This is a genomic window from Polaribacter ponticola (genome assembly GCF_026191475.2).
GTDB classification, from domain to species: domain Bacteria; phylum Bacteroidota; class Bacteroidia; order Flavobacteriales; family Flavobacteriaceae; genus Polaribacter; species Polaribacter ponticola.
Genome location: NZ_JAOSLC020000002.1, coordinates 637,964 through 658,289 on the forward strand (window position 1 = coordinate 637,964; position 20,326 = coordinate 658,289).

The window sequence follows — 20,326 nt, forward strand, 5'->3', positions numbered from 1 at the left end:
GATGTGTTTGAGAAACGTATCAGGTTTTTTAATTTCGCACTATGAGCTTTCAAGTAAAATTTGCTACAAAATGGTCTGATTTTGACCCAAACAGACACATGCGTCATACAGCTTACAATGAGTATGCGGCAGAAGTAAGAATTCGTTATTTTTCTGAACAAAATTTCTCTATTGAGGAATTCACAAAACATAACATTGGTCCTATTCTTTTTACAGAGGAAACTTCTTTTAGAAAAGAGATTCATTTAGGAGAAGATATTATAGTAAACATGAAGTTATCTGGAATTTCTGAAAACAACGAACGCTGGAAAATTACTCACGAAGTTTTTAACGAAGCCGGAAAACTATCGGCAGTTATAAAAGTATATGGAGCCTGGATAGACTTAACAAAGAGAAAATTAACGACTCCACCAGAAGAAGCAAAAAAGTTATTTTTAAATACAGTAAAAACTGATGATTATGAAATCATTCCATTAAAAAAATGAAAAGAAGGATAATTTCTGCAATTTTATTAGTTCTTGTATTGTCTTTTTATTTGTATCAAGAAAAATCTGAAAGCAATTCTTTTAATCAAACCGATGTAAAACAAACCGTAAATATTAAAGGTTTTAATTATTTACCTACTTCTACAACGGGTCAAATTGTAAAACATGAAGGTTACAATTTATCGTATTCAGAAAAACACGAACAACCAGAATGGGTTGCCTATTCCTTAGATAAAAAAGACATAGTTTATACCAATAGGAAGCGTCCTTATTTTAATGAAGATCCAAAAGTAAAAACGACTTCTGCTCATTGGAAAAACTATAAGAAATCTGGCTATGATAGAGGTCATTTATGCCCTGCAGGAGACAGACGTTTAACTAAAGAAAGTTATGATGAAACTTTTTATACATCTAACATATCTCCACAAAAACATAGTTTTAATGCGGGTATTTGGAATAAATTAGAGCAAAAAACACGTTATTGGGCTAAAAAATACAATCATTTGTATGTAATTACTGGTGGTATTTTAGAAAACAATTTAAAAACCATTGGCTCAGAAAGAGTTTCTGTACCTAATCATTTTTATAAAATACTTTTAGATTACACCCAACCAGAAATTAAAGCCATAGCTTTTTTATTACCTCATAAAGAAAGTGATAAACCTTTGTATGAGTTTGTGGTATCTATTGATGAGCTCGAACAAAAAACTGGTATAAACTTTTTTTACAACTTACCAGATAATTTAGAAAACAAATTAGAATCTTCTAGTAGTTATAAAGGCTGGAGTTTTAGATAATTTATAAATAAAATAATTTTAGAATATATTTTATACCTAATTTTAGTTTAATATTTTATTAAATTCCTTCAATTTATTCTATCACAAAAAAACCACCAACTAATTTTTTTAGTTGATAGTAACCTCCTTAAAATTAAACTTTCTTTTTTTCAGAAATAATACTCTTAAAATCGAAGTATTAAACGATTGCAATACTAAAGATAAACCTCAATAATTTTTGCATGTTCTGCTTTTAATTTTAATACATTAATAACAGCTGGTATTAGCAATGTTTCTCCCTTTGTTAATGTTATTGTTTTTGCATCACAAACCATATCTAAACTACCATCAACACAAATAAAAATTACAAAAGAATCTAAATCTGAATAATTTTTATCTATTTCTCCAGTAACATTAATAATATTTGTTTTAAAGTATGGAGAAAAGATAAGTTCGTTTGTAGTATTAACCTCAGAATTATATGATGTTTTATAATATTCATAACTTTTAAAATCTATTGCATCAATAGCTAAATCGTTATGTAATTCTCTTTTCTCTCCAGTTAATTTATCAACCCTATCATAATCAAATATTCTATAGGTAATATTAGAAGTTTGTTGAATTTCTGCTAATAAAACACCTGCTCCAATTGCATGCACTCTACCTGTAGGAATATAAAAAGCATCACCTTCTGCAACTTTTTCGGTATTTAGTACTTCCGTTAAACTTCCATTTTCTAAATGTGCTTGGTAGGTTTTTTTCTAATTCTTGATTAAAACCAACAATTAAATTTGCATTTTCTTCTGCTTGCATAACATACCACATTTCATTTTTACCAAAAGAATTATGTCTTTCTCTTGCTAACTCATTACTTGGATGCACCTGAATAGAAAGTGGAGTTTTTGCATCAATAAATTTAATTAATAACGGGAAACTTTCTCCAAAAGTATTGTAAACATGTTTTCCTAAAAAGTGATGCTTATAATCTTTTATTAATTTTTTTAAAGTTCTCCCTTTATGATCACCTTCAAAAACTACAGTTTCACTTCCATCTATGTCAGATATTTCCCAAGACTCTCCAATAGAATCTTGAGTGTATTTTTTATTTAATTCCGTTTTTAATTTTTCTCCTCCCCAAATTCGGTAAGAAAAAATGGGCGTAAATTTTAATGGATATAATTTCATAATTATGAATGTGAAAAGTAATAATAGAAGTAAAAAATCTTAGATAAAAGACCTTTTTTATGAAAGACAAATTTACCGAAGAATCTATTGTATATCGTATTTAAAGCAAAAATCACTCTAAAATTCATGAATTTTAGAGTGATTTTTATTCAAATTAAATTTGTTTAACTTCTATTAACATACTTTCGGAAAAGAAATACGATTAGTCACATTTTTAACAAACAATTAATTCAAAAAAATATGTAAACAAAAAAATAGGAGATGCTCGAACATCCCCTAAACAAAAAATTAATATTGCACAAAACAATACTTAACAAATCAAATTTAAGACTCTTTCTTCATTAATAAAAGCCAATAGGTTAACTAAAATGTTAATTATTACCTAAAAGGTGTTTAATAGAAACTTATTTATGGATTGTGCAATAAAGCTAATTTCAAATTTTAGCTTATTAGAAACAACAATTAATTAAATATTTAAATTATGAAAAACACTTTAAAAAAACTACAATTATTAGTATGTTTTTTTCTGTTATCAAATGCCATTTTTGCGCAAGAGAATATAGTAAAAGGTACAGTTACAGATCAAGAAGGTACTCCTTTACCAGGAGTAAGTATTACTGAAAAAAATACAACAAAAGGAACTCAAACAGATTTTGATGGAAACTATATTATTAAAATTTCTGTTGGTAAAGTATTAACGTTTTCTTATTTAGGAATGCAATCTATAAACGTAACAATTACTAACAAAAGTATAGTTAATGTTAGTATGTTAGAGGATGTTAATCAATTAGGCGAAGTTGTAATTACAGGTTATTCTAAACAAAATACTAGAAATATTACTGGTTCTGTATCTGTTGTAAAAATGGATGACGTTGCCGCTACATCTCCTGTAAGCGTAGAACAATCATTACAAGGTCAAGTTTCTGGTGTAACAGTTGGTTCTCAAGGTGGTCCTGGAGGAAATGCTATGGTTAGAATTAGAGGTTTTGCAACTATTAACAATAACGACCCATTATATGTTGTAGATGGTAACCCAACTAAGTCTGGTTTAAATCAAATTAATCCTAACGACATTGAATCTATTCAAGTTTTAAAAGACGCTGCTTCTGCGTCTATTTATGGAGTTGGAGCAAGTAATGGTGTTATTATTATTACTACTAAAAACGGTAAGTACAACAATGCAACTAAAATGACTTTTAGTGCAACTACTGGTATAGATTATGTTTCTAAATCTGATTTTCCAAAATCTATTTCACCCCAACAATTAGCAAATACAATTTGGAAACGTTTTGAAAACGATGGAGCGGCACCTTCTCACCCTCAATACGGAAACGGAGCAGCGCCAGTATTACCTAATTATTTAACTCCTACCGGAGCAAACACAGCAGATGAAAGTACGTATGACCCATTAACTAACAAAATTACAAAAGCAAATAAAGCTGGTACAAACTGGTTTGACGAGTACTTTAACCCTGCTTTAGTTCAAAATTATAATATTGGTTTATCTGGAGGTTCAGAAAAATCAAAATTTCATTTAGGTTTAGGAGCTTTAAAACAAGAAGGTATTACTCTAAACTCATACTTTAATAGATTTAACTTGAGTTTAAGTTCAGAATTTAAAGTAAAAGAAAATTTACGTTTTGGAGAAACTTTAAACTTAACTTACTCTGAGAGTGTAAACAATACAGGTAGCCAATCTACTGGTGGTGATATTTCCTTCATATATAGAGCAGATCCAATTTTACCAGTATATGATATTGAAGGTAATTATGCTGGTACACAAAGTTCTGGATTAGGAAACGGTGTAAACTCTGTTGCAAATGCAAATAGAAGTAAAGATAATGTAGGAAGAACTTTAAGAGCTTTAGGTAGTTTTTATGGCGAATTAGATATTACAAATGATTTAACTATTAAAAGTAATGTAGGTATAGATTACTCTGCATTCCATAGCTCTAGTTTTGAATTTATTAACCCAGAAGTAAGTGAACCAAGTGCAGTAAATAGTTTAAGTGAAAATACTTTTTACTCTATGCAAACAATTTGGTTTAATACTTTAAACTACCGTAAAAAAATTGGAGACCATAAAATTGATGCTCTTTTAGGTACTGAGTTTAGAAACAATTCATTTAAACAATTTGGAGCTACTAGATCTGTATTTTTTACAAATAATTTAGATTACAGATATTTAAATGGTGGTACAGGTACACAAACAAACTTTGGTTTTGGAGATAAAACTGCATTATTTTCAATTTTTGGTAAGTTAGACTACAACTATAAAGATACATATTTAGCTTCTGCTCTTTTTAGAAGAGATGGTTCTTCTAAATTTGGTAAATCTAACAGATATGGTGTATTCCCCGCATATAGTGTTGCTTGGAGAATATCAAATGAAGAATTTATGAAAGACATCTCTTTTATAAACGATTTAAAATTAAAAGCAGGATACGGTGAATATGGAAATGAGAGTATTGGTTCTGGTAGAACTGCAAATCTTTATGGAAATAATGAAACTCAAAGTAGTTACGCAGTTTCAGGAAGTAATAGTAGTGTAGATGCTGGTTATTATTTACAATCTTTAGGTAATCCTGATATTAGATGGGAAACTTCTACAAACTTAAACGTTGGGTTAGATGGAACATTCTTAGACAACAAGTTAACAGTTGGTTTAGAATATTATATTTCTAAAACAAAAGACATGTTATTACAACTAAAATCTGTTCCAATTTTAAATGGTACAGCAAGCCCTCCTTATGGTAATATTGGAGAAATGGAAAATAAAGGTTTTGACTTTTCTGTTGGATATAATGGTACAATTGGAAAAGAATTAAACTTTAATGCTTCTGCTAATATTTCTACTTATAAAAATAAAATTACAAGGTTAAACGATGATCCAGATTACTTTATAGAGGGTAATGCTGCTAGAGAAACATATCCATCAAGAACACAAGAAGGTTATGCTTTAGCACAATTTCATGGTTTTGTTATAGATGGTATTATTCAAAACCAAGCAGAATTAGATGCTTCTGCAGATTTTTCAGGAAAAGGTATTGGTACATTTAAATATAGAGATATAAACTCTGACGGGATAATTGATGATGCTGATAGAACTTATATTGGTAACCCTCACCCAGAATTTACTTATGGTATAAATTTAGGATTGGATTATAAAAGCTTCGATTTATCTTTATTCTTACAAGGTAGCCAAGGGAATGATGTATATAACTTTACTAAATTCTTTACAGACTTCAATAGTTTCCCTGGAGGAAAAAGTGAAAGGTACCTTAACTCTTGGAGCCAAACCAATACAAGCTCATCTTTACCAAAATTAACTAACAACCCTGCACAACATTATTCTAGTGCAAGTAGCTATTATGTAGAAGATGGATCTTACTTAAGACTTAAAAACATTCAATTAGGTTATAATTTACCAGAAAATATAGCTTCTAGATTAGGTTTAGGAAGTTTAAGAGTATTCTTACAAGGTAAAAACTTAATTACTTGGACTAAGTATTCTGGTTTAGATCCAGAAATTAACCTACAAAACTACGGTGGTGGCGGTAGTACAAACTTAGATATTGGGGTTGATAGAGGAGCATATCCAGTATCAAAAACAGTATTATTAGGAATTAATTTAACACTTTAAAATAAAAAACATGAAAAAAATATTATTAACAGCATTAATTGTAAGTGCTTTTACAATTACTTCGTGTGATAAAGAATTAGATATTAACCCGCAAGGATCACTTACAGAAGGTGTTATCCCTCAAGATGAAGTTTGGGTTGGACAGCAACTAATTAGTGCATATGCAATGTTAGATGGTCATCCAAATTATTTTTGGGCACCTGCTTCCAATTGGGCATTAGGAGATGTTGCTTCAGATGATTTTTATAAAGGATCAAGTAGTGGAGATCAGCCACCACTTAATGATGTAGAGCGTTATACACCAGGTACTACAAACATCTATTTAAGTAGAAAGTGGAATAGTATTTATGATGGTATTAATAAATGTAACCAAACATTACGCTCTGCAGAAACTGCTTTAGAGCAAGGTGCATCTGCTAGTAAAATAAATGTTTTAGTTGCAGAAGCAAAGTTCTTAAGAGCTCATTACCACATGGATGCTAAAAAAATATGGAATAATATTCCATACATTATAGAAACAACAACAGAGGTACCTTCTAACGAAGTAGACTCCTGGGTTAATATCGAAGAAGATTTATTATTTGCAATTGATAATTTACCAAATTTTCAGGACGATAAAGGAAGACCAACCTCATGGGTGGCTAAATCATATTTAGCAAAAGCTCACATGTTTCAAAAAGATTTAGCTAGTGCTAAACCAGTTTTAGATGATGTAATAAATAATGGTCCTTATGCTTTAGTTTCTAATTACCATGATAATTTTAATGGTGATAAAAACAACAATTCAGAATCTATATTTGCTGTTCAAAATTCAGTAAACGATGGTGGAGATGGAGTTTGGAATGGTAATGCTGGAAACAGATTAAATCATCCTTATGCATCAGATGCTCCTGGTGGTGGATGTTGTGGTTTTTTTCAACCTACTCAAAATTTGGTAAACGCTTATAAAACAGATGCAAATGGCCTACCATTGTTAGATACTTTTAATGATGTTGATGTAAAAAATGATCAAGGAATACCTTCTAGCGATCCATTTACACCTTACACTGGTACTTTAGACCCAAGATTAGATTGGACTGTTGGTAGAAGAGGAATAGAATATTTAGGATGGGGAAATATGCCAGGAATGAGATGGACAAGAGACCAAGGTAACGGAGGTCCATATGTTGGTAAAAAACATGAGTATTTAAAATCTCAAGAAGGTACAATATCATCTTCCACTTCTGGTGCTTTTAATGCTATTAACACTCCATTAATTAGATATTCTGATGTCTTACTATGGAGAGCAGAAATACATGCAGAAAATAACGAGTTAGATTTAGCAAAAAACCTTGTAAACCAAATAAGAAGACGTGCTGCAAACCCAAATGGTTTTGTAAAAGATGCTAATGGAAATGACGCTGCTAATTATGTAATTAAAGAATACACTTCTTTTCCATCAAAAGAGTATGCAGTAAAAGCGGTTCGTTTTGAGCGTAGATTAGAATTAGCTTCAGAAGGGCATAGATTTTTTGATTTAGTTCGTTGGGGTATTGCTAAAGATGTTCTTAACAACTACATAACAGAGGAGCAAACGAAACGTGTATACTTAAGCGGAGCGGCTTTTGCTAATGGTAAAAATGAGTACTACCCTATTCCATTAGATGCAATCAATTCTTCAGATAATGTTTTAAAACAAAATTCTGGATATTAATATAAAAATGATTTTGATTTGAGTTAATTTGAATTATGAAGGGCAATATCTATAAGTATTGCCTTTCATTTTTTCTATTAAATTTAACTAAAAAAATACTATAAACTATTTATGAAGCAACAAAAAACTTATCGCACTTCTTTTATCTTATTAACTACTTTATTTTTTCTTTGGGGGTTTATAACAGTATTAGTAGATTCTTTAATTCCTCGTTTAAGAGAATTGTTTACCTTAACTTATTTTCAAGCTGGTATGGTGCAATTTGCATTTTTCGGAGCTTATTTCTTACTCTCCATTCCTGCAAGTTATATGCTATCTAAAATTGGTTATAAAAAAGGTATTATTTTAGGATTAGTTACTATGGCATTGGGCTGTTTACTTTTTTACCCAGCAGCTTCTTATCGTGTGTTTGGTGTTTTTATGTTAGCTTATTTTATTTTAGCTGGTGGTATGACAATTTTGCAAGTAGCAGCAAATCCTTACGTTGCTATTTTAGGATCTGAAGATGGTGCTTCTAGTAGATTGAATTTATCACAAGCCTTTAATTCTTTAGGAGCAGCAATAGCACCTTTAATTGGAGCTTTATTTATTTTAAGTGATAAAATAAAAACAAAAGATGAAATTTCTGGACTTACAGAAACTGCAAAAGAGAGTTATTTTACATCCGAAGCTTTGGCTGTGCAAACTCCTTTTCTTGGTTTGGCTTTATTTACCATTGCAATAGCGGTCGTTTTTCTTTTTGCTAAATTACCAAAACTAATTAAAGAAACAACAATAGAAGGTACCTATACAGATGCTTTTAAACAAAAGAATCTTATGCAAGGTGTTTTAGCCATTTTGTTTTATGTTGGAGCAGAAGTAGCTATTGGAAGCTATTTAGTAAACTACTTTTTAGATATGAATCTTGTAGCCATTATTAAAGAAAATGAATTGATGAGATCTATTGCAGAAGGCCTACTAAACTCTGGTCTTGCCAATAATGATAACAAAGCAATTGTAGGTGTATTTGTTGTGTTTTATTGGTCTGGAGCTATGGTTGGTAGGTTTGTAGGATCTTATTTAACCAAAATAATGAAACCAGGAAAAGTATTGGGTATTTTTGCAAGTATTGCTATCACGTTAATTTTAATCTCAATTAGTACTACAGGTTTATTAAGTATGTGGAGTATTTTGGCTGTTGGGTTATTTAATTCAATTATGTTTCCTACAATATTTACATTAGCTATAAAGGGTATTGGAGAATTAAAGCCAAAAGCATCTGGTTTGTTATGTACAGCTATAGTTGGTGGTGCAATTATTCCGCCTCTTTATGGGTATTTTACAGATATTATAGGTTTTAAAGCAGCTTTGGTATTTGTTATTATTTGTTACGCTTATATTTTATGGTATGGGTATAAAAACTCTAAAAAAACAATTTTATATGTTTAAAAAAATGTCACTTATCCTTTTAGTAGGAATCCTTTTTAGTTGTAAAAATGAAACTTCAAAAGAAGGAAACAAAGAAGAATTTAACACTTCAAAAAAAGATTATACGCAATATGTAAATCCATTTATAGGCACTAGTAAAATGGGGCATGTTTTTCCTGGAGCAACAGCACCGTTTGGTATGGTGCAATTAAGTCCGCAAACCAATTTTGAGGTTATGTTTGACGATAAAGGAAGATACAATGCAGAAACGTATGAATATTGTGCAGGTTACCAGCACAAAGATTCTACAATTGTAGGTTTTGCACACACAAATTTTAGTGGAACAGGGCATGCAGATTTAGGAGATTTCTTGGTAATGCCAACTACTGGAGATTTGGTGTTAGATCCTTTAGAAACTAAAGAGAATAAAAAAGGCTTTTACTCTACTTTTTCTCATAATAAAGAAGAAGCCTCACCAGGGTATTACAAGGTAGATTTAGATAGTTATGGTATTAAGGCAGAATTAACTGCTAGTGAGCGTGTTGGTTTTCATCAATATACTTTTCCAAAATCTAATGATGCACATGTTATTTTAGATTTGGTGTATAATGTGTATCATCATGATAACAAAAATGTTTGGACATTTATCCGCGTAGAAAATGATACTTTAATTACAGGTTACAGGCAAACAAAGGGTTGGGCAAGAACCAAAAAAGTGTTTTTTGCAATGCAATTTTCTAAACCTTTTAAAAGCTACGGGCATAAAAAATATGATGAAATTAAATATGATGGCTTTTATCGTAGATTTAAACAAGATAAAAATTTCCCAGAAATGGCTGGTAAAGATATAAGAGCTTATTTTAATTTTGATACAGAAGAAGGTGAAAAAATCAATATTAAATTTGCGCTTTCACCAGTAAGTACAAATGGAGCGTTAAAAAATTTAAAAGCAGAAATACCGCATTGGAACTTTAATAAAACAAGAGAAGAAACCAAAAGGAAGTGGAACAAAGAATTGTCTAAAATAGAAGTTACCACTTTAACTGAAGGAGATAAAACTAATTTCTATACAGCCATGTATCATACAAACCTATCACCTATAATTTATGAAGATGTAGATGGGCAATATAGAGGTTTAGATCAAAATATTTATACTTCAGATGGGTTTACTAATTACACTATTTTTTCGCTTTGGGATACTTATAGGGCACTACACCCTTTATTCAATATTACACAACCAAAACGAAATAATGATATGATAAAAAGTATGTTAGCACACCAAGAACAAAATGTACATAACATGTTGCCAATTTGGTCTCATTATGCAAATGAAAATTGGTGTATGATTGGTTACCATGCAACTTCTGTAATTGCAGATGCTATGGCTAAAAATGTTGGAGATTTTGATTATAAGCGTGCATTAAATGCTTCTGTAGCTACTGCAAATGTTAGATATTTTGCTGGTTTAGGAGATTATATAGATTATAAATATGTACCAGATGATAAAAGTAGTTCTTCTGTTTCTAAAACATTAGAGTATGCTTATAATGACTGGTGTATTGCACAAATGGCTAAAGAAGTAAACAATACTACTGTAGAAGATGTGTTTACAAAACGATCTGAATATTATAAAAACGTGTACGACCCATCAATTGGTTTTATGCGTCCAAAATTATCAGACGGAACTTTTAGAAAAAACTTTGACCCAATGGACACACATGGGCAAGGTTTTATTGAAGGAAATGCTTGGAATTATGGATTGTATGTACCTCAAAATATTGACAAAATGGTAAGTATGATGGGCGGTAAAGAACGTTTTACAACACAATTAGATTCTTTATTTACTATGGAAATTGCAGACAAGTATATAGAAAATCATGAAGATATTACAAGAGACGGAATTATAGGGAATTATGTACATGGTAATGAGCCAGGTCATCACATACCATATTTATATAATTGGACAGGCAGACCAGAGAAAACACAAGCACGTGTTCGTATGATTATGGATACCATGTATGCGCCAACAGTAGAGGGTTTATGCGGTAATGATGATGCCGGACAAATGAGTGCTTGGTACATTTTTAGTTCTTTAGGTTTTTATCCTGTTACTCCAGGTTCTGCAGATTATGCAATTGGTAGTCCTTTGGTAAAGGAAGCTGTTATAAATTTAGAAAGTGGTAAAACCTTTACCATAAAAACTGAAAACCAAAGTAAAGAGAATGTTTACATTCAAAAAGCAACTTTAAACGGCAAAGAAATTTCATCACCAATATTAAATCATAATGATATTGAAAAAGGAGGTACGTTAACTTTTTATTTAGGAGATAAGCCTAGTAAGCTTTGGAGTAACTAAAAATTATTATTAAAAAACGATTCATTATGAAAAGAATTTTCATATTTCTTTCAGCTATTTTAATAATAGCATGTTCAGAAAACACAGTAAAGACTCCTGTAGATTATGTAAATGTTTTTATTGGTACAAAAGCACCAGGACATACATACCCTGGGCCAACCTTACCATTTGGTATGGTACAATTAGGGCCAGATACAAGAAACGATCATACCAGTTGGCCAGCATGTGCAGGTTATGACTATACCGATACTTCTATTTTTGGTTTTACACATACGCATTTATCGGGTACAGGTGTGCCAGATTTAGGCGATATTTTGTTAATGCCAACTACAGGAAAAATTCAAACAGAAACCGGAACTATTGAAAATACAGAATCTGGATACCGATCTAAATTTAGTCATAAAAACGAAACGGCTTCGCCTGGTTACTATAGTGTTTTATTGGATGATTACAATGTAAAAGCAGAACTAACAACAACGTTAAGAACTGGTATGCATCGTTATACGTTTCCAAAAACAGATGCAGCTCATATTATAATAGATCTAGAGCACAGAGATCCTGTTATTGAAGCAGAATTTAATATTATTAGTAAAACCGAAATTTCTGGGTACAGAAGATCTAAAGCATGGGCAGGAAATCAAAGACAATATTTTGTTGCTAAATTCTCTAAACCTTTTATTTCTTATGAAATTCTTAATGGAGAATCGGTAGATTCCGTTGGTGTAAAGTTTAACAATAAAAAAATAATTGCGGCTTTAAATTTTAATGCTTCAAATAGTGAGGTTTTAGTGCAAGTTGCTCTTTCTGCGGTTAGTATAGAAGGTGCTAAAAAGAATTTAGAAGCAGAGTTTGCAAATTGGGATTTTGATAAAACAAAAGAGCAAGCTAGAGAAACTTGGCAAAAATCGTTAAGTAAAATACAAGTAACAGATAATAACGAAGATAAAAAGGAAATATTTTACACTTCATTGTACCATAGCCTTTTAACGCCAAATTTATATAGTGATGTAGATGGTAAATATAGAGGTATGGATGATGCTGTTCATACCGCAAATGGTTTTAATAATTATACAGTTTTTTCACTTTGGGATACTTTTAGAGGGCTTCACCCTTTATTAACAATTGTAGAGCCAAAAGTTACAAGAGATATTGTAGTAACACTTCAAAAAAAATACGAACAATTTGGAGAATTGCCAATGTGGGAATTGGCAGCAAATGATACAAGATGTATGATTGGTTACCATGCAGTTTCTGTAATGGCAGATGCGTATGTAAAAGGCATAACAGATGTAGATGCTAATAAGGTGTTAGAAGCAATGGTTGCAAGTGCAAACGTAAATAAAAGAGGTATTAATTATTATACAGAATTAGGATTTGTACCAACAAATAAAAGTAGTCAATCTGTTTCTAAAACACTAGAATATGCTTATGATGATTGGTGCATTGCACAAATGGCGAAAGCTATTGGTAATACTGAAATGTATGATGAGTTTTCTAAAAGAGCCCGTTTTTTTGAAAATTTATTCGACAAAGAAACCAATTTTATGCGTCCAAGATATTCAGACAGAAAATGGTATGAAAATTTTGATCCAACCTCTGTAGGACAAACTTATAATTTTAATTTTACTGAAGGCAATTCTTACCAATACAGCTTATTTGTGCCGCATGATATTGCAACAATGGTAGAATTAGTTGGTGGTGAAAAACATTTTGATGAATGGTTAGACAACTTGTTTAATGCACACGCCGATGAGGAAGAAGAAGATTCTGATGTTTCTGGTTTAATTGGGCAATATGCTCATGGTAATGAACCAAGTCATCACATAGCTTATTTGTATAATTATGTAGGTAAGCCATGGAAAACTCAAGAAAAAGTTCATGAAATTTTAAATAAATTATACTCTTCTGAAGCAGATGGTTTGTGTGGGAATGATGATGCTGGTCAAATGTCTGCCTGGTATGTATTAAGTAGTTTAGGTTTTTATTCTGTAACACCAGGAAGCCCTAATTATGTTATTGCAAGTCCAAGTTTTAAAGAAGCTGTTCTGGATTTAGATAATGGAAAAAAATTCACAATTAAAGCAAATAATGCTTCAAAAGAAAATATTTATTTTTCTTCTTTAACATTAAACGGAAAAGCATATCCATATTCATATTTAAAACACGAAGATATTTTAAAAGGAGGAGAATTGGTTTTTGAAATGACGAATGTACCAAATAAAGAATGGGCAACAAATAAAGAATTTTGGCCATTGTCTGACACGCAAAAGACGGTTAAAATTCCATTTTTAAAATCTGATGATAAAGTCTTTTTAAATTCTATGACTGTAGATTTAGATTGTGAAACTACCAATACAGAAATTTTTTATACAACAGATGGTTCTGAACCAAACCAAACTAGTAAAAAATTTACCAAACCATTTAATATTAATAAAACTACGATTTTAAAGGTTAAAGCATATCATAATAAAATAGCCCCTAGTTATACAGCTGTTTACAACCTAGAAAAACAAAAACCTGTTAAGAATATTAATAGAAATCAGTTAGTAAACGGGCTTAACTATGGTTATTATGAAGGTATTTTTAGATCTGTTTATGATTTTTCTAGAGAACAACCTATAGAAACAGGTGTTGTAAATACTGTTGAAATTTCTAAAAAAATTAGAGATGAATGGATTGGTTTTGATTTTACAGGTTATATAGATATTCCAGAATCTGGTACTTATAATTTTGAAATATCTGCAAATGATGGTGCTCAACTTTTAATAGATAGTAATGAATTATTTGAAAGTGATGGAAGAAAATCTTTCAGTTTTACTCAAAAAAATGATATCATTTTATCCAAAGGGCTTCATAAATTTGAGGTTAAATATTTTCAATGTTCAGATAACATAGGGTTAAATGTATTTTGGAAAGGATCAAATTTTAAAAGACAAGAAATTCCTGCAATATCATTTTATCGAAAAAAATAAGAGAAATAATGAAAAATAATATTTTATTTTTAAGTTTATGTATTATTGTTATCACAAGTTGTAATACTAAAAAACAAAATATAAATCCTTTTAAGCAAGGGTATAAAAACATAGTAGGTAAGCAAACTATTTTTAAAAGTAAACAACCCGTTTTTAGTAAAACGGAAGGAATAGCTAAAGTGTTTGATGCTGATAAAAACACCAAATTTTTGGTGGCTAACCCAAACAATACAATAACTATAGAAAATAAGACCGAATCTGTTTTAAAAAAGTATGCAATTACTTCTGCTAACGATGCTCCTGGTAGAGATCCTAAAAATTGGACGTTAAGTGGTTCTTTAAATGGCGTTTCTTGGGAGATTTTAGATAGACAGAGCAATCAGAAATTTAACAAAAGAGGTGTAACTAATAGTTATTTATTAGAAAGTAATAATACATCTTATTCTTTTTATAAATTAGATTTAGAACACTCGAAAACTTCTGTTTATGGCGATGATTATTTACAAATTGCAGAAATTGAATTGGTGGCTTTAACAAATGAGCCTATTTCAGAATTTACATCAAACTTAAGTAGAGCTAAAGTAAATGATACAATTCAGTTTCAAGATATATCTGCAAATGCTCCAGATTCTTGGCAGTGGATTTTTGAAAATGGAACACCAGCAACAAGTAATTTACAAAACCCAAGTGTTGTTTTTAAAACTCCAGGAAACCATAATGTTACCTTAATAACAAGTAGTAAGTTTGGTGTAGATACCTTATCTTTAAAAAGAAATATTAAAGTATACGATCCAGAAAATCCGTGGGAAGGATTTTATTATCCTAAAATTACACTAACGCCTACAGATACTATTTCCGAAGGTTATAAAAGAGCTATTTCTGTAATTCCAGATTTTAAAAAAGCAATTAATGAAGTTACTTTAGGAGTTTGTAAACAATTATACCGTAACATATCTGAAGTTCCAGATTTTGGAAAAGTAAATTTTACATTTAATTGGAGTGATGTTTTAGCAGCTAGAGGAGGTAATGCCGTTGCAATGGAATTATGGTTTAGTACCAAATACATTCAGAATGCATTAAAAAACCAATCTGATGAAGCTGTAAAATATGAATTATATGGTGTGCTTTGGCATGAATTAACTCATGGGTATCAATTTAGCCCTTCTACTATAGATAATCAATATAAAAGAGGGTATGATTATTTTGCCTTTTTAGAAGGTGAAGCAGACTTGGTGCGTATAAACGCAGGTTTTCATAAAACAAGACATCCAGATTTAGGTTCCGATAATCATAAATACCTTTCTGGTTATACAGCTACAGGGTTTTTCTTAAAATGGATTGTAGATACTTATGATAATGACTTTACTTATAAATTTAATGCCTCTGTAAAAACAATAAAACCTTGGAGTTATAAGGCTGCCGTTAAAGAAATATTAAATAAGGATGTAGATGAATTATGGAAAGAATATGAAATCTATGTAAAAGAATATAATAAAATAAAGAAGCCTAGTAAAAAGAAACGATTAGATTGGACAAATATGTAATCTAATTTAAAAAAATGGAATTGGTTTAAGAAATCTTAAACCAATTCCATTTCTGATTCTTGAATTAACTTTTTTATAAAATAAGAAGGTAATATTCCTTGCCTTTTCTTAAAAGCAGCATTAAAAGTATTTAAATTATTATATCCTGCACAAACGGCTATATATCCCAATTTACTTTCTCTAAAATCTTTTTCATTAATCAACCTAACTAATAAATGATTTATCCTTAATTCGTTTATATAATTGCTAAAATTAGATTTTTTTCTTGATTAATAACTTGAGATAAATATTTTGGATTTGTTTTAAGCTGCTGTGCAATATCTCTTAAAGTACAGTTTTTATCTAAAAAGAAGAGTTCTTTTTCTAGTTTGTTTAACTTATTTAGAATAATGTTTTTTACATTTTCATCTATAGTATTACTAGTATTTGCTTTTTCTAAAACTGCATCATCTTCTTTGTTATTTTCTTTAACAATAGGTGCTGTGCTCTCTAATGCAATTATTTTATTGCGCATTTCTAACTGAATTTTAGCCAGTTCTAAAGATCTATTGTATAGTAATTTGTTTTTATTCTTAACTTTTAAATAGGAAAATAAAATTATAAAACTTAAACTTAAAAGGCCAACAAGAATACTAATTATAGTTTGTATTTTATTTTTTTGAGCTTCATTTTCTAAAGATAAAATTTTTTGCTTTTGAGTAATTTCTTTAATTTTTCTTTGTGCCTCTAGAATAACAATTTTTTGCTCTTTCTCATTAGTAAAATGAGAATCTTTTATAGAATTATGAAGCGCCATATATTCGAAAGATTTAGAAGAATCTCCTATGGTTTTATATAAATCTCCTAGAGTTTTACTTGTAGATTGTACAACATCAAAAGCATTAATTTCTTCAGCAGCAGTTAAACTTTTTTCGTAAAATTCTATAGCTTTGGTAATGTTTTTTTCTTTTAAATAGATGTTAGCTTGTAAAATTAAAGCTCTAGGTATTCTAAATTTAAAATTGTTTTTGTAATTTAAAGTTAATGCCTTTGAAATGTAGTTTTGAGCTTCTTTAAATTTATCAATTGAAGTATAAATATCAGACATGTTCATGTAAACAATGCTCTGTATATAATCTCCAGGAGGAACCGTTTTTTGCTCTAGTTTTAAGAAAAAATTGTAAGTTTCTAAAGCTCCGGCAGTATCTCCTAAATGAAATAAAATTCTTGCAATCTCATCAACTTTAAAATGTAAATATTGTGTTTCCTTAATTTTAAGGGTATAATCTAATCCTTTTAAACAGTGATTTAGTGCTTTTGAATAATTCTCGTTTCTTATATAGTAATGTAATAATGCTCCATGAGCTTTCATTAAAATATAATCATTTCTTTCTTTTTCACCTAAATCTAATAACTTTAGTGCTAAATCTAGAGCTATATCATATTCGCCCCGCTCTGAATGTATTAAGGATTTTAAGCATTTAATATCAGAATTTATATTTGGGAATTGAGTGTGATTTTTTGAGCTGTCAATTTTATTTAATAAATCTGTAGATGTATCAAAATTACCATTTACAAATAATAAATAAGCATTGTTATATTGTGCTTTTAAAACCCCTTTGTTAAAGCAAATGCTTTTAGAATACTCTAGAGCGTCATTATTATATTTACTTGCAACATTAGAATTTTTGTATTTGTAAAATTTATAGAGCTCTAATAGCGTGTTTGCTTTTTCATTTTTTTTAGTTAGTTTAACTTTTTTAAGTAAAATATCTTCAATATTGGCAGCTCTTTTTAAGTTGTGTGTTAGATCTATGGATGCCTCTATTTGTTTAAAATAGTTTTGTATTGAATCGTTTCTAGTGGTTTGTGCATTAAGCATCAAACCACTTTGAAAAGAAAGTAATAGTATTAATATTTTAAAAAAAGAGTTCAATTTAAGACCGATTTTATAATTAGAGTAATAATACAAACTTAATTAATAATCAATATATTGATCATTAATTAAGTTCTATTTTTTTGATGAAAAAGGTTAAATAACCTCTAACTTTTTCCCAACTTTTACAAAAGCATTAATAGCTTTTTCTATGTGCTCTTTAGAATGTGCTGCAGATAGTTGTACTCTAATTCTTGCTTTTCCTTTAGGTACAACAGGAAAGAAAAAACCAATTACGTAAATACCTTCATCTAGTAACAGTTTTGCAAATTCTTGTGCAATTTTAGCATCATAAAGCATTATTGGTACAATTGGGTGTGTGCCTTTAACAATGTTAAAACCAGCAGAGGTCATTTCAGTTCTAAAGTGTTTGGTATTTTGTTCTAGCTTGTCTCTTAAATCTGTAGATTTTGTTATTTTATTTAATACTTTTATGGTTGCACCAACAATTGCCGGAGCTAGAGTATTCGAAAATAAATATGGACGCGAATTCTGTCTTAATATAGCAACTATCTCTTTTTTGGCTGCTGTAAAACCACCAGAAGCGCCACCTAAAGCTTTGCCATAAGTTCCTGTAATAATATCTACTCTGTCCATTACATTATGGTATTCATGCACACCTCTACCAGTTGCTCCAATAAAACCTGTAGAGTGGCATTCATCAATCATTACTAAAGCATCATATTTGTCTGCTAAATCACAAATTTTATCTAATTGAGCAATTGTACCATCCATAGAAAAAGAACCATCAGTAACAATTAACCTACGTCTAGATGAGGTAGCTTGTTTTAACTGTTCTTCTAGGTCTTTCATATTATTATGGTCGTATCTAAATCTTTTTGCCTTGCAAAGACGAATACCATCAATAATAGAAGCATGGTTTAAAGCATCAGAAATAACGGCATCTTCCGCAGTAAGTAGCGGTTCAAATAAACCGCCATTTGCATCAAAAGCTGCAGCGTATAAAATGCAATCTTCCATACCTAAAAATGCAGCAGTTTTCTGTTCTAGTTCTTTATGAATATCTTGTGTACCACAAATAAACCTTACAGAAGAAAGACCAAAACCATGAGTTTTAATGGCATTAATACCAGCTTCTATAACATCCGGGTTTGAGGCAAGACCTAAATAGTTATTTGCGCAGAAATTAAGTACCTCGTTTTGGGTGGTTGTGTTTATGTTTGCGCCTTGTTTAGAGGTTATTATACGTTCGTTTTTATATAGACCATTAGATTTTATTACATCTAATTCTTCTATTAAATCGTTTTTTATGTTACTGTACATGCTATTAGTAGGTTATTAGTTTTTTTATATTTAAGTTCTAAATTTTTTAACATAATTTCTGTCATAGATTCTATATTAAATGCAGGTTTCCAGTTCCAGTCTTGTTTTGCTTCAGAATCGTCTATACTCATTGGCCAAGAACTAGCAATTTCTTGTCTAAAATCTGGCGTGTAACTTATTCTAAAAGCGGGGTAATTTTTTTTAATAGCTTCAGATAATTGATAAGGGGTAAAGCTTAAGCCAGAAATATTATAAGATGTTCTTACGGTTATTTTTTCTTTTGGAGCTTCCATTAATTCTAGTGTTGCTCTTATAGCATCATCCATATAGATCATTGGTAGTTCTGTTTCAGCATTTAAAAAACAGTCAAAATCTTCATTATTAACTGCTTTATGAAAGATGTCTACAGCATAATCTGTTGTGCCGCCGCCAGGTAAAGATTGATAGCCAATTACACCTGGGTATCTTAAAGAGCGAACATCTAATCCGTATTTGTCAAAATAATATTTTCCCCAATTTTCACCAGCAGCTTTACTAATTCCGTATACAGTAGAAGGTGTTAAGTTAGAAGATTGAGGGGTGTTTGAGCGTTCTATGTTATTGCCAAAGACAGCAATAGAACTAGGAAAAAAAACTTTATTTATTTTATAAGTTTTAGAAATTTCTAAAACGTTAAAAAAAGTTTTCATATTTATGTCCCAAGTACCTAAAGGATTTTTCTCTCCGTTTGCAGATAAAATTGCTGCTAAATGGTAAATTTGAGTAATTTTATGTTTTACTACTATTGCTTTTATAGCTTCAAAATCTGTAACATCTAATGCTTCAAAAACGCCATTAAATGTTGGGTTTTTTCTTAAATCTGTAGCAATAATATTTTCGTTCCCGTATTTTTCTTGTAATTTTTCTGTTAAAACAGTACCTAATTGACCACTAGAGCCAGTTATTAAAATAACTTCATTTTTCATTTTTAATAATATTTTGAAAGGATAAAATTAAGTATTTGATTAATTAAAAAGTTAATTACGCTTTATTTAATTAAAAAATAAGTATTTTTATCTTTAATTTA

14 protein-coding genes are annotated in these 20,326 nt (G+C 30.1%); 8 read left to right on the forward strand and 6 right to left on the reverse strand.

The annotated features are described in order from the left end of the window. Positions 1–41: 41 nt before the first annotated feature. Positions 42–485 carry an acyl-CoA thioesterase gene (locus tag N5A56_RS03410; RefSeq protein ID WP_265726598.1) on the forward strand — a complete coding sequence of 148 codons (444 nt, stop codon included), beginning with the start codon at positions 42–44 and terminating at the stop codon, positions 483–485. Continuing rightward, positions 482–1,282, forward strand: a complete 801-nt coding sequence (locus N5A56_RS03415) for a DNA/RNA non-specific endonuclease (RefSeq protein ID WP_274270181.1) — start codon at positions 482–484, stop codon at positions 1,280–1,282. The genes N5A56_RS03410 and N5A56_RS03415 overlap by 4 nt, the downstream gene beginning before the upstream one ends. Before the next feature lie 194 nt (positions 1,283–1,476). Here the strand turns inward: N5A56_RS03415 and N5A56_RS17335 are convergent, their stop codons facing one another. After that, a complete protein-coding gene (locus N5A56_RS17335; RefSeq protein WP_337994743.1) occupies positions 1,477–1,920 on the reverse strand; it encodes a hypothetical protein in 444 nt (147 codons plus the stop codon). Positions 1,921–1,945: 25 nt separating this feature from the next. Next, on the reverse strand, positions 1,946–2,446 hold the full coding sequence (locus N5A56_RS17340; RefSeq protein ID WP_337994744.1) for a type I phosphomannose isomerase catalytic subunit: 501 nt from the start codon (positions 2,444–2,446) through the stop codon (positions 1,946–1,948). Positions 2,447–2,927: 481 nt separating this feature from the next. Between N5A56_RS17340 and N5A56_RS03425 the strand changes: the two genes are divergently transcribed. The 6 genes from N5A56_RS03425 to N5A56_RS03450 all read left to right on the forward strand — a co-directional run bounded on the left by N5A56_RS03425 (position 2,928) and on the right by N5A56_RS03450 (position 16,061). Beyond that, positions 2,928–6,089 carry a SusC/RagA family TonB-linked outer membrane protein gene (locus N5A56_RS03425; protein ID WP_265726374.1) on the forward strand — a complete coding sequence of 1,054 codons (3,162 nt, stop codon included), beginning with the start codon at positions 2,928–2,930 and terminating at the stop codon, positions 6,087–6,089. A gap of 10 nt (positions 6,090–6,099) precedes the next feature. Further along, the gene (locus N5A56_RS03430; protein ID WP_265726373.1) at positions 6,100–7,782 is read left to right on the forward strand and encodes a RagB/SusD family nutrient uptake outer membrane protein; all 1,683 of its coding nucleotides are present in this window, start codon (positions 6,100–6,102) and stop codon (positions 7,780–7,782) included. 111 nt (positions 7,783–7,893) lie between these two features. Then, the gene (locus N5A56_RS03435) at positions 7,894–9,210 is read left to right on the forward strand and encodes a sugar MFS transporter (protein WP_265726372.1); all 1,317 of its coding nucleotides are present in this window, start codon (positions 7,894–7,896) and stop codon (positions 9,208–9,210) included. Between the two features lie 4 nt (positions 9,211–9,214). Beyond that, positions 9,215–11,545: a GH92 family glycosyl hydrolase gene (locus N5A56_RS03440; RefSeq protein WP_265726371.1), complete on the forward strand. Its 2,331-nt coding sequence runs from the start codon at positions 9,215–9,217 to the stop codon at positions 11,543–11,545. 26 nt (positions 11,546–11,571) lie between these two features. Next, positions 11,572–14,517, forward strand: a complete 2,946-nt coding sequence (locus N5A56_RS03445) for a GH92 family glycosyl hydrolase (RefSeq protein ID WP_265726370.1) — start codon at positions 11,572–11,574, stop codon at positions 14,515–14,517. Positions 14,518–14,525: 8 nt separating this feature from the next. Beyond that, a complete protein-coding gene (locus tag N5A56_RS03450) occupies positions 14,526–16,061 on the forward strand; it encodes a basic secretory protein-like protein (RefSeq protein WP_265726369.1) in 1,536 nt (511 codons plus the stop codon). Between the two features lie 35 nt (positions 16,062–16,096). Here N5A56_RS03450 and N5A56_RS03455 read toward each other — a convergent pair whose 3' ends face one another. The 4 genes from N5A56_RS03455 to N5A56_RS03470 form a co-directional block, all read right to left on the reverse strand. Next, a complete protein-coding gene (locus N5A56_RS03455) occupies positions 16,097–16,264 on the reverse strand; it encodes a hypothetical protein (protein ID WP_265726368.1) in 168 nt (55 codons plus the stop codon). 32 nt (positions 16,265–16,296) lie between these two features. Then, positions 16,297–17,922, reverse strand: coding sequence for a tetratricopeptide repeat protein (locus tag N5A56_RS03460; protein ID WP_265726367.1), 1,626 nt, complete (start codon positions 17,920–17,922; stop codon positions 16,297–16,299). Between the two features lie 150 nt (positions 17,923–18,072). Continuing rightward, the gene (gene kbl / locus N5A56_RS03465) at positions 18,073–19,260 is read right to left on the reverse strand and encodes a glycine C-acetyltransferase (protein WP_265726366.1); all 1,188 of its coding nucleotides are present in this window, start codon (positions 19,258–19,260) and stop codon (positions 18,073–18,075) included. Next, entirely contained in the window at positions 19,245–20,225 is a 981-nt protein-coding gene (locus tag N5A56_RS03470) for an NAD-dependent epimerase/dehydratase family protein (protein WP_265726365.1), read from the reverse strand. The genes kbl and N5A56_RS03470 overlap by 16 nt, the downstream gene beginning before the upstream one ends. Positions 20,226–20,326 lie beyond the last annotated feature (101 nt).

Bases quoted from the DNA above. Each gene is read 5' to 3' on its own strand.
- N5A56_RS03425 (WP_265726374.1), top strand. From the start codon at position 2,928: ATGAAAAACACTTTAAAAAAACTACAATTATTAGTATGTTTTTTTCTG.
- kbl (WP_265726366.1), bottom strand. From the start codon at position 19,260: ATGTACAGTAACATAAAAAACGATTTAATAGAAGAATTAGATGTAATA.
- N5A56_RS03445 (WP_265726370.1), top strand. From the start codon at position 11,572: ATGAAAAGAATTTTCATATTTCTTTCAGCTATTTTAATAATAGCATGT.
- N5A56_RS03430 (WP_265726373.1), top strand. From the start codon at position 6,100: ATGAAAAAAATATTATTAACAGCATTAATTGTAAGTGCTTTTACAATT.
- N5A56_RS03415 (WP_274270181.1), top strand. From the start codon at position 482: ATGAAAAGAAGGATAATTTCTGCAATTTTATTAGTTCTTGTATTGTCT.
- N5A56_RS03470 (WP_265726365.1), bottom strand. From the start codon at position 20,225: ATGAAAAATGAAGTTATTTTAATAACTGGCTCTAGTGGTCAATTAGGT.
- N5A56_RS03440 (WP_265726371.1), top strand. From the start codon at position 9,215: ATGTCACTTATCCTTTTAGTAGGAATCCTTTTTAGTTGTAAAAATGAA.
- N5A56_RS03410 (WP_265726598.1), top strand. From the start codon at position 42: ATGAGCTTTCAAGTAAAATTTGCTACAAAATGGTCTGATTTTGACCCA.
- N5A56_RS03460 (WP_265726367.1), bottom strand. From the start codon at position 17,922: ATGCTTAATGCACAAACCACTAGAAACGATTCAATACAAAACTATTTT.
- N5A56_RS03435 (WP_265726372.1), top strand. From the start codon at position 7,894: ATGAAGCAACAAAAAACTTATCGCACTTCTTTTATCTTATTAACTACT.
- N5A56_RS03450 (WP_265726369.1), top strand. From the start codon at position 14,526: ATGAAAAATAATATTTTATTTTTAAGTTTATGTATTATTGTTATCACA.
- N5A56_RS17340 (WP_337994744.1), bottom strand. From the start codon at position 2,446: ATGAAATTATATCCATTAAAATTTACGCCCATTTTTTCTTACCGAATT.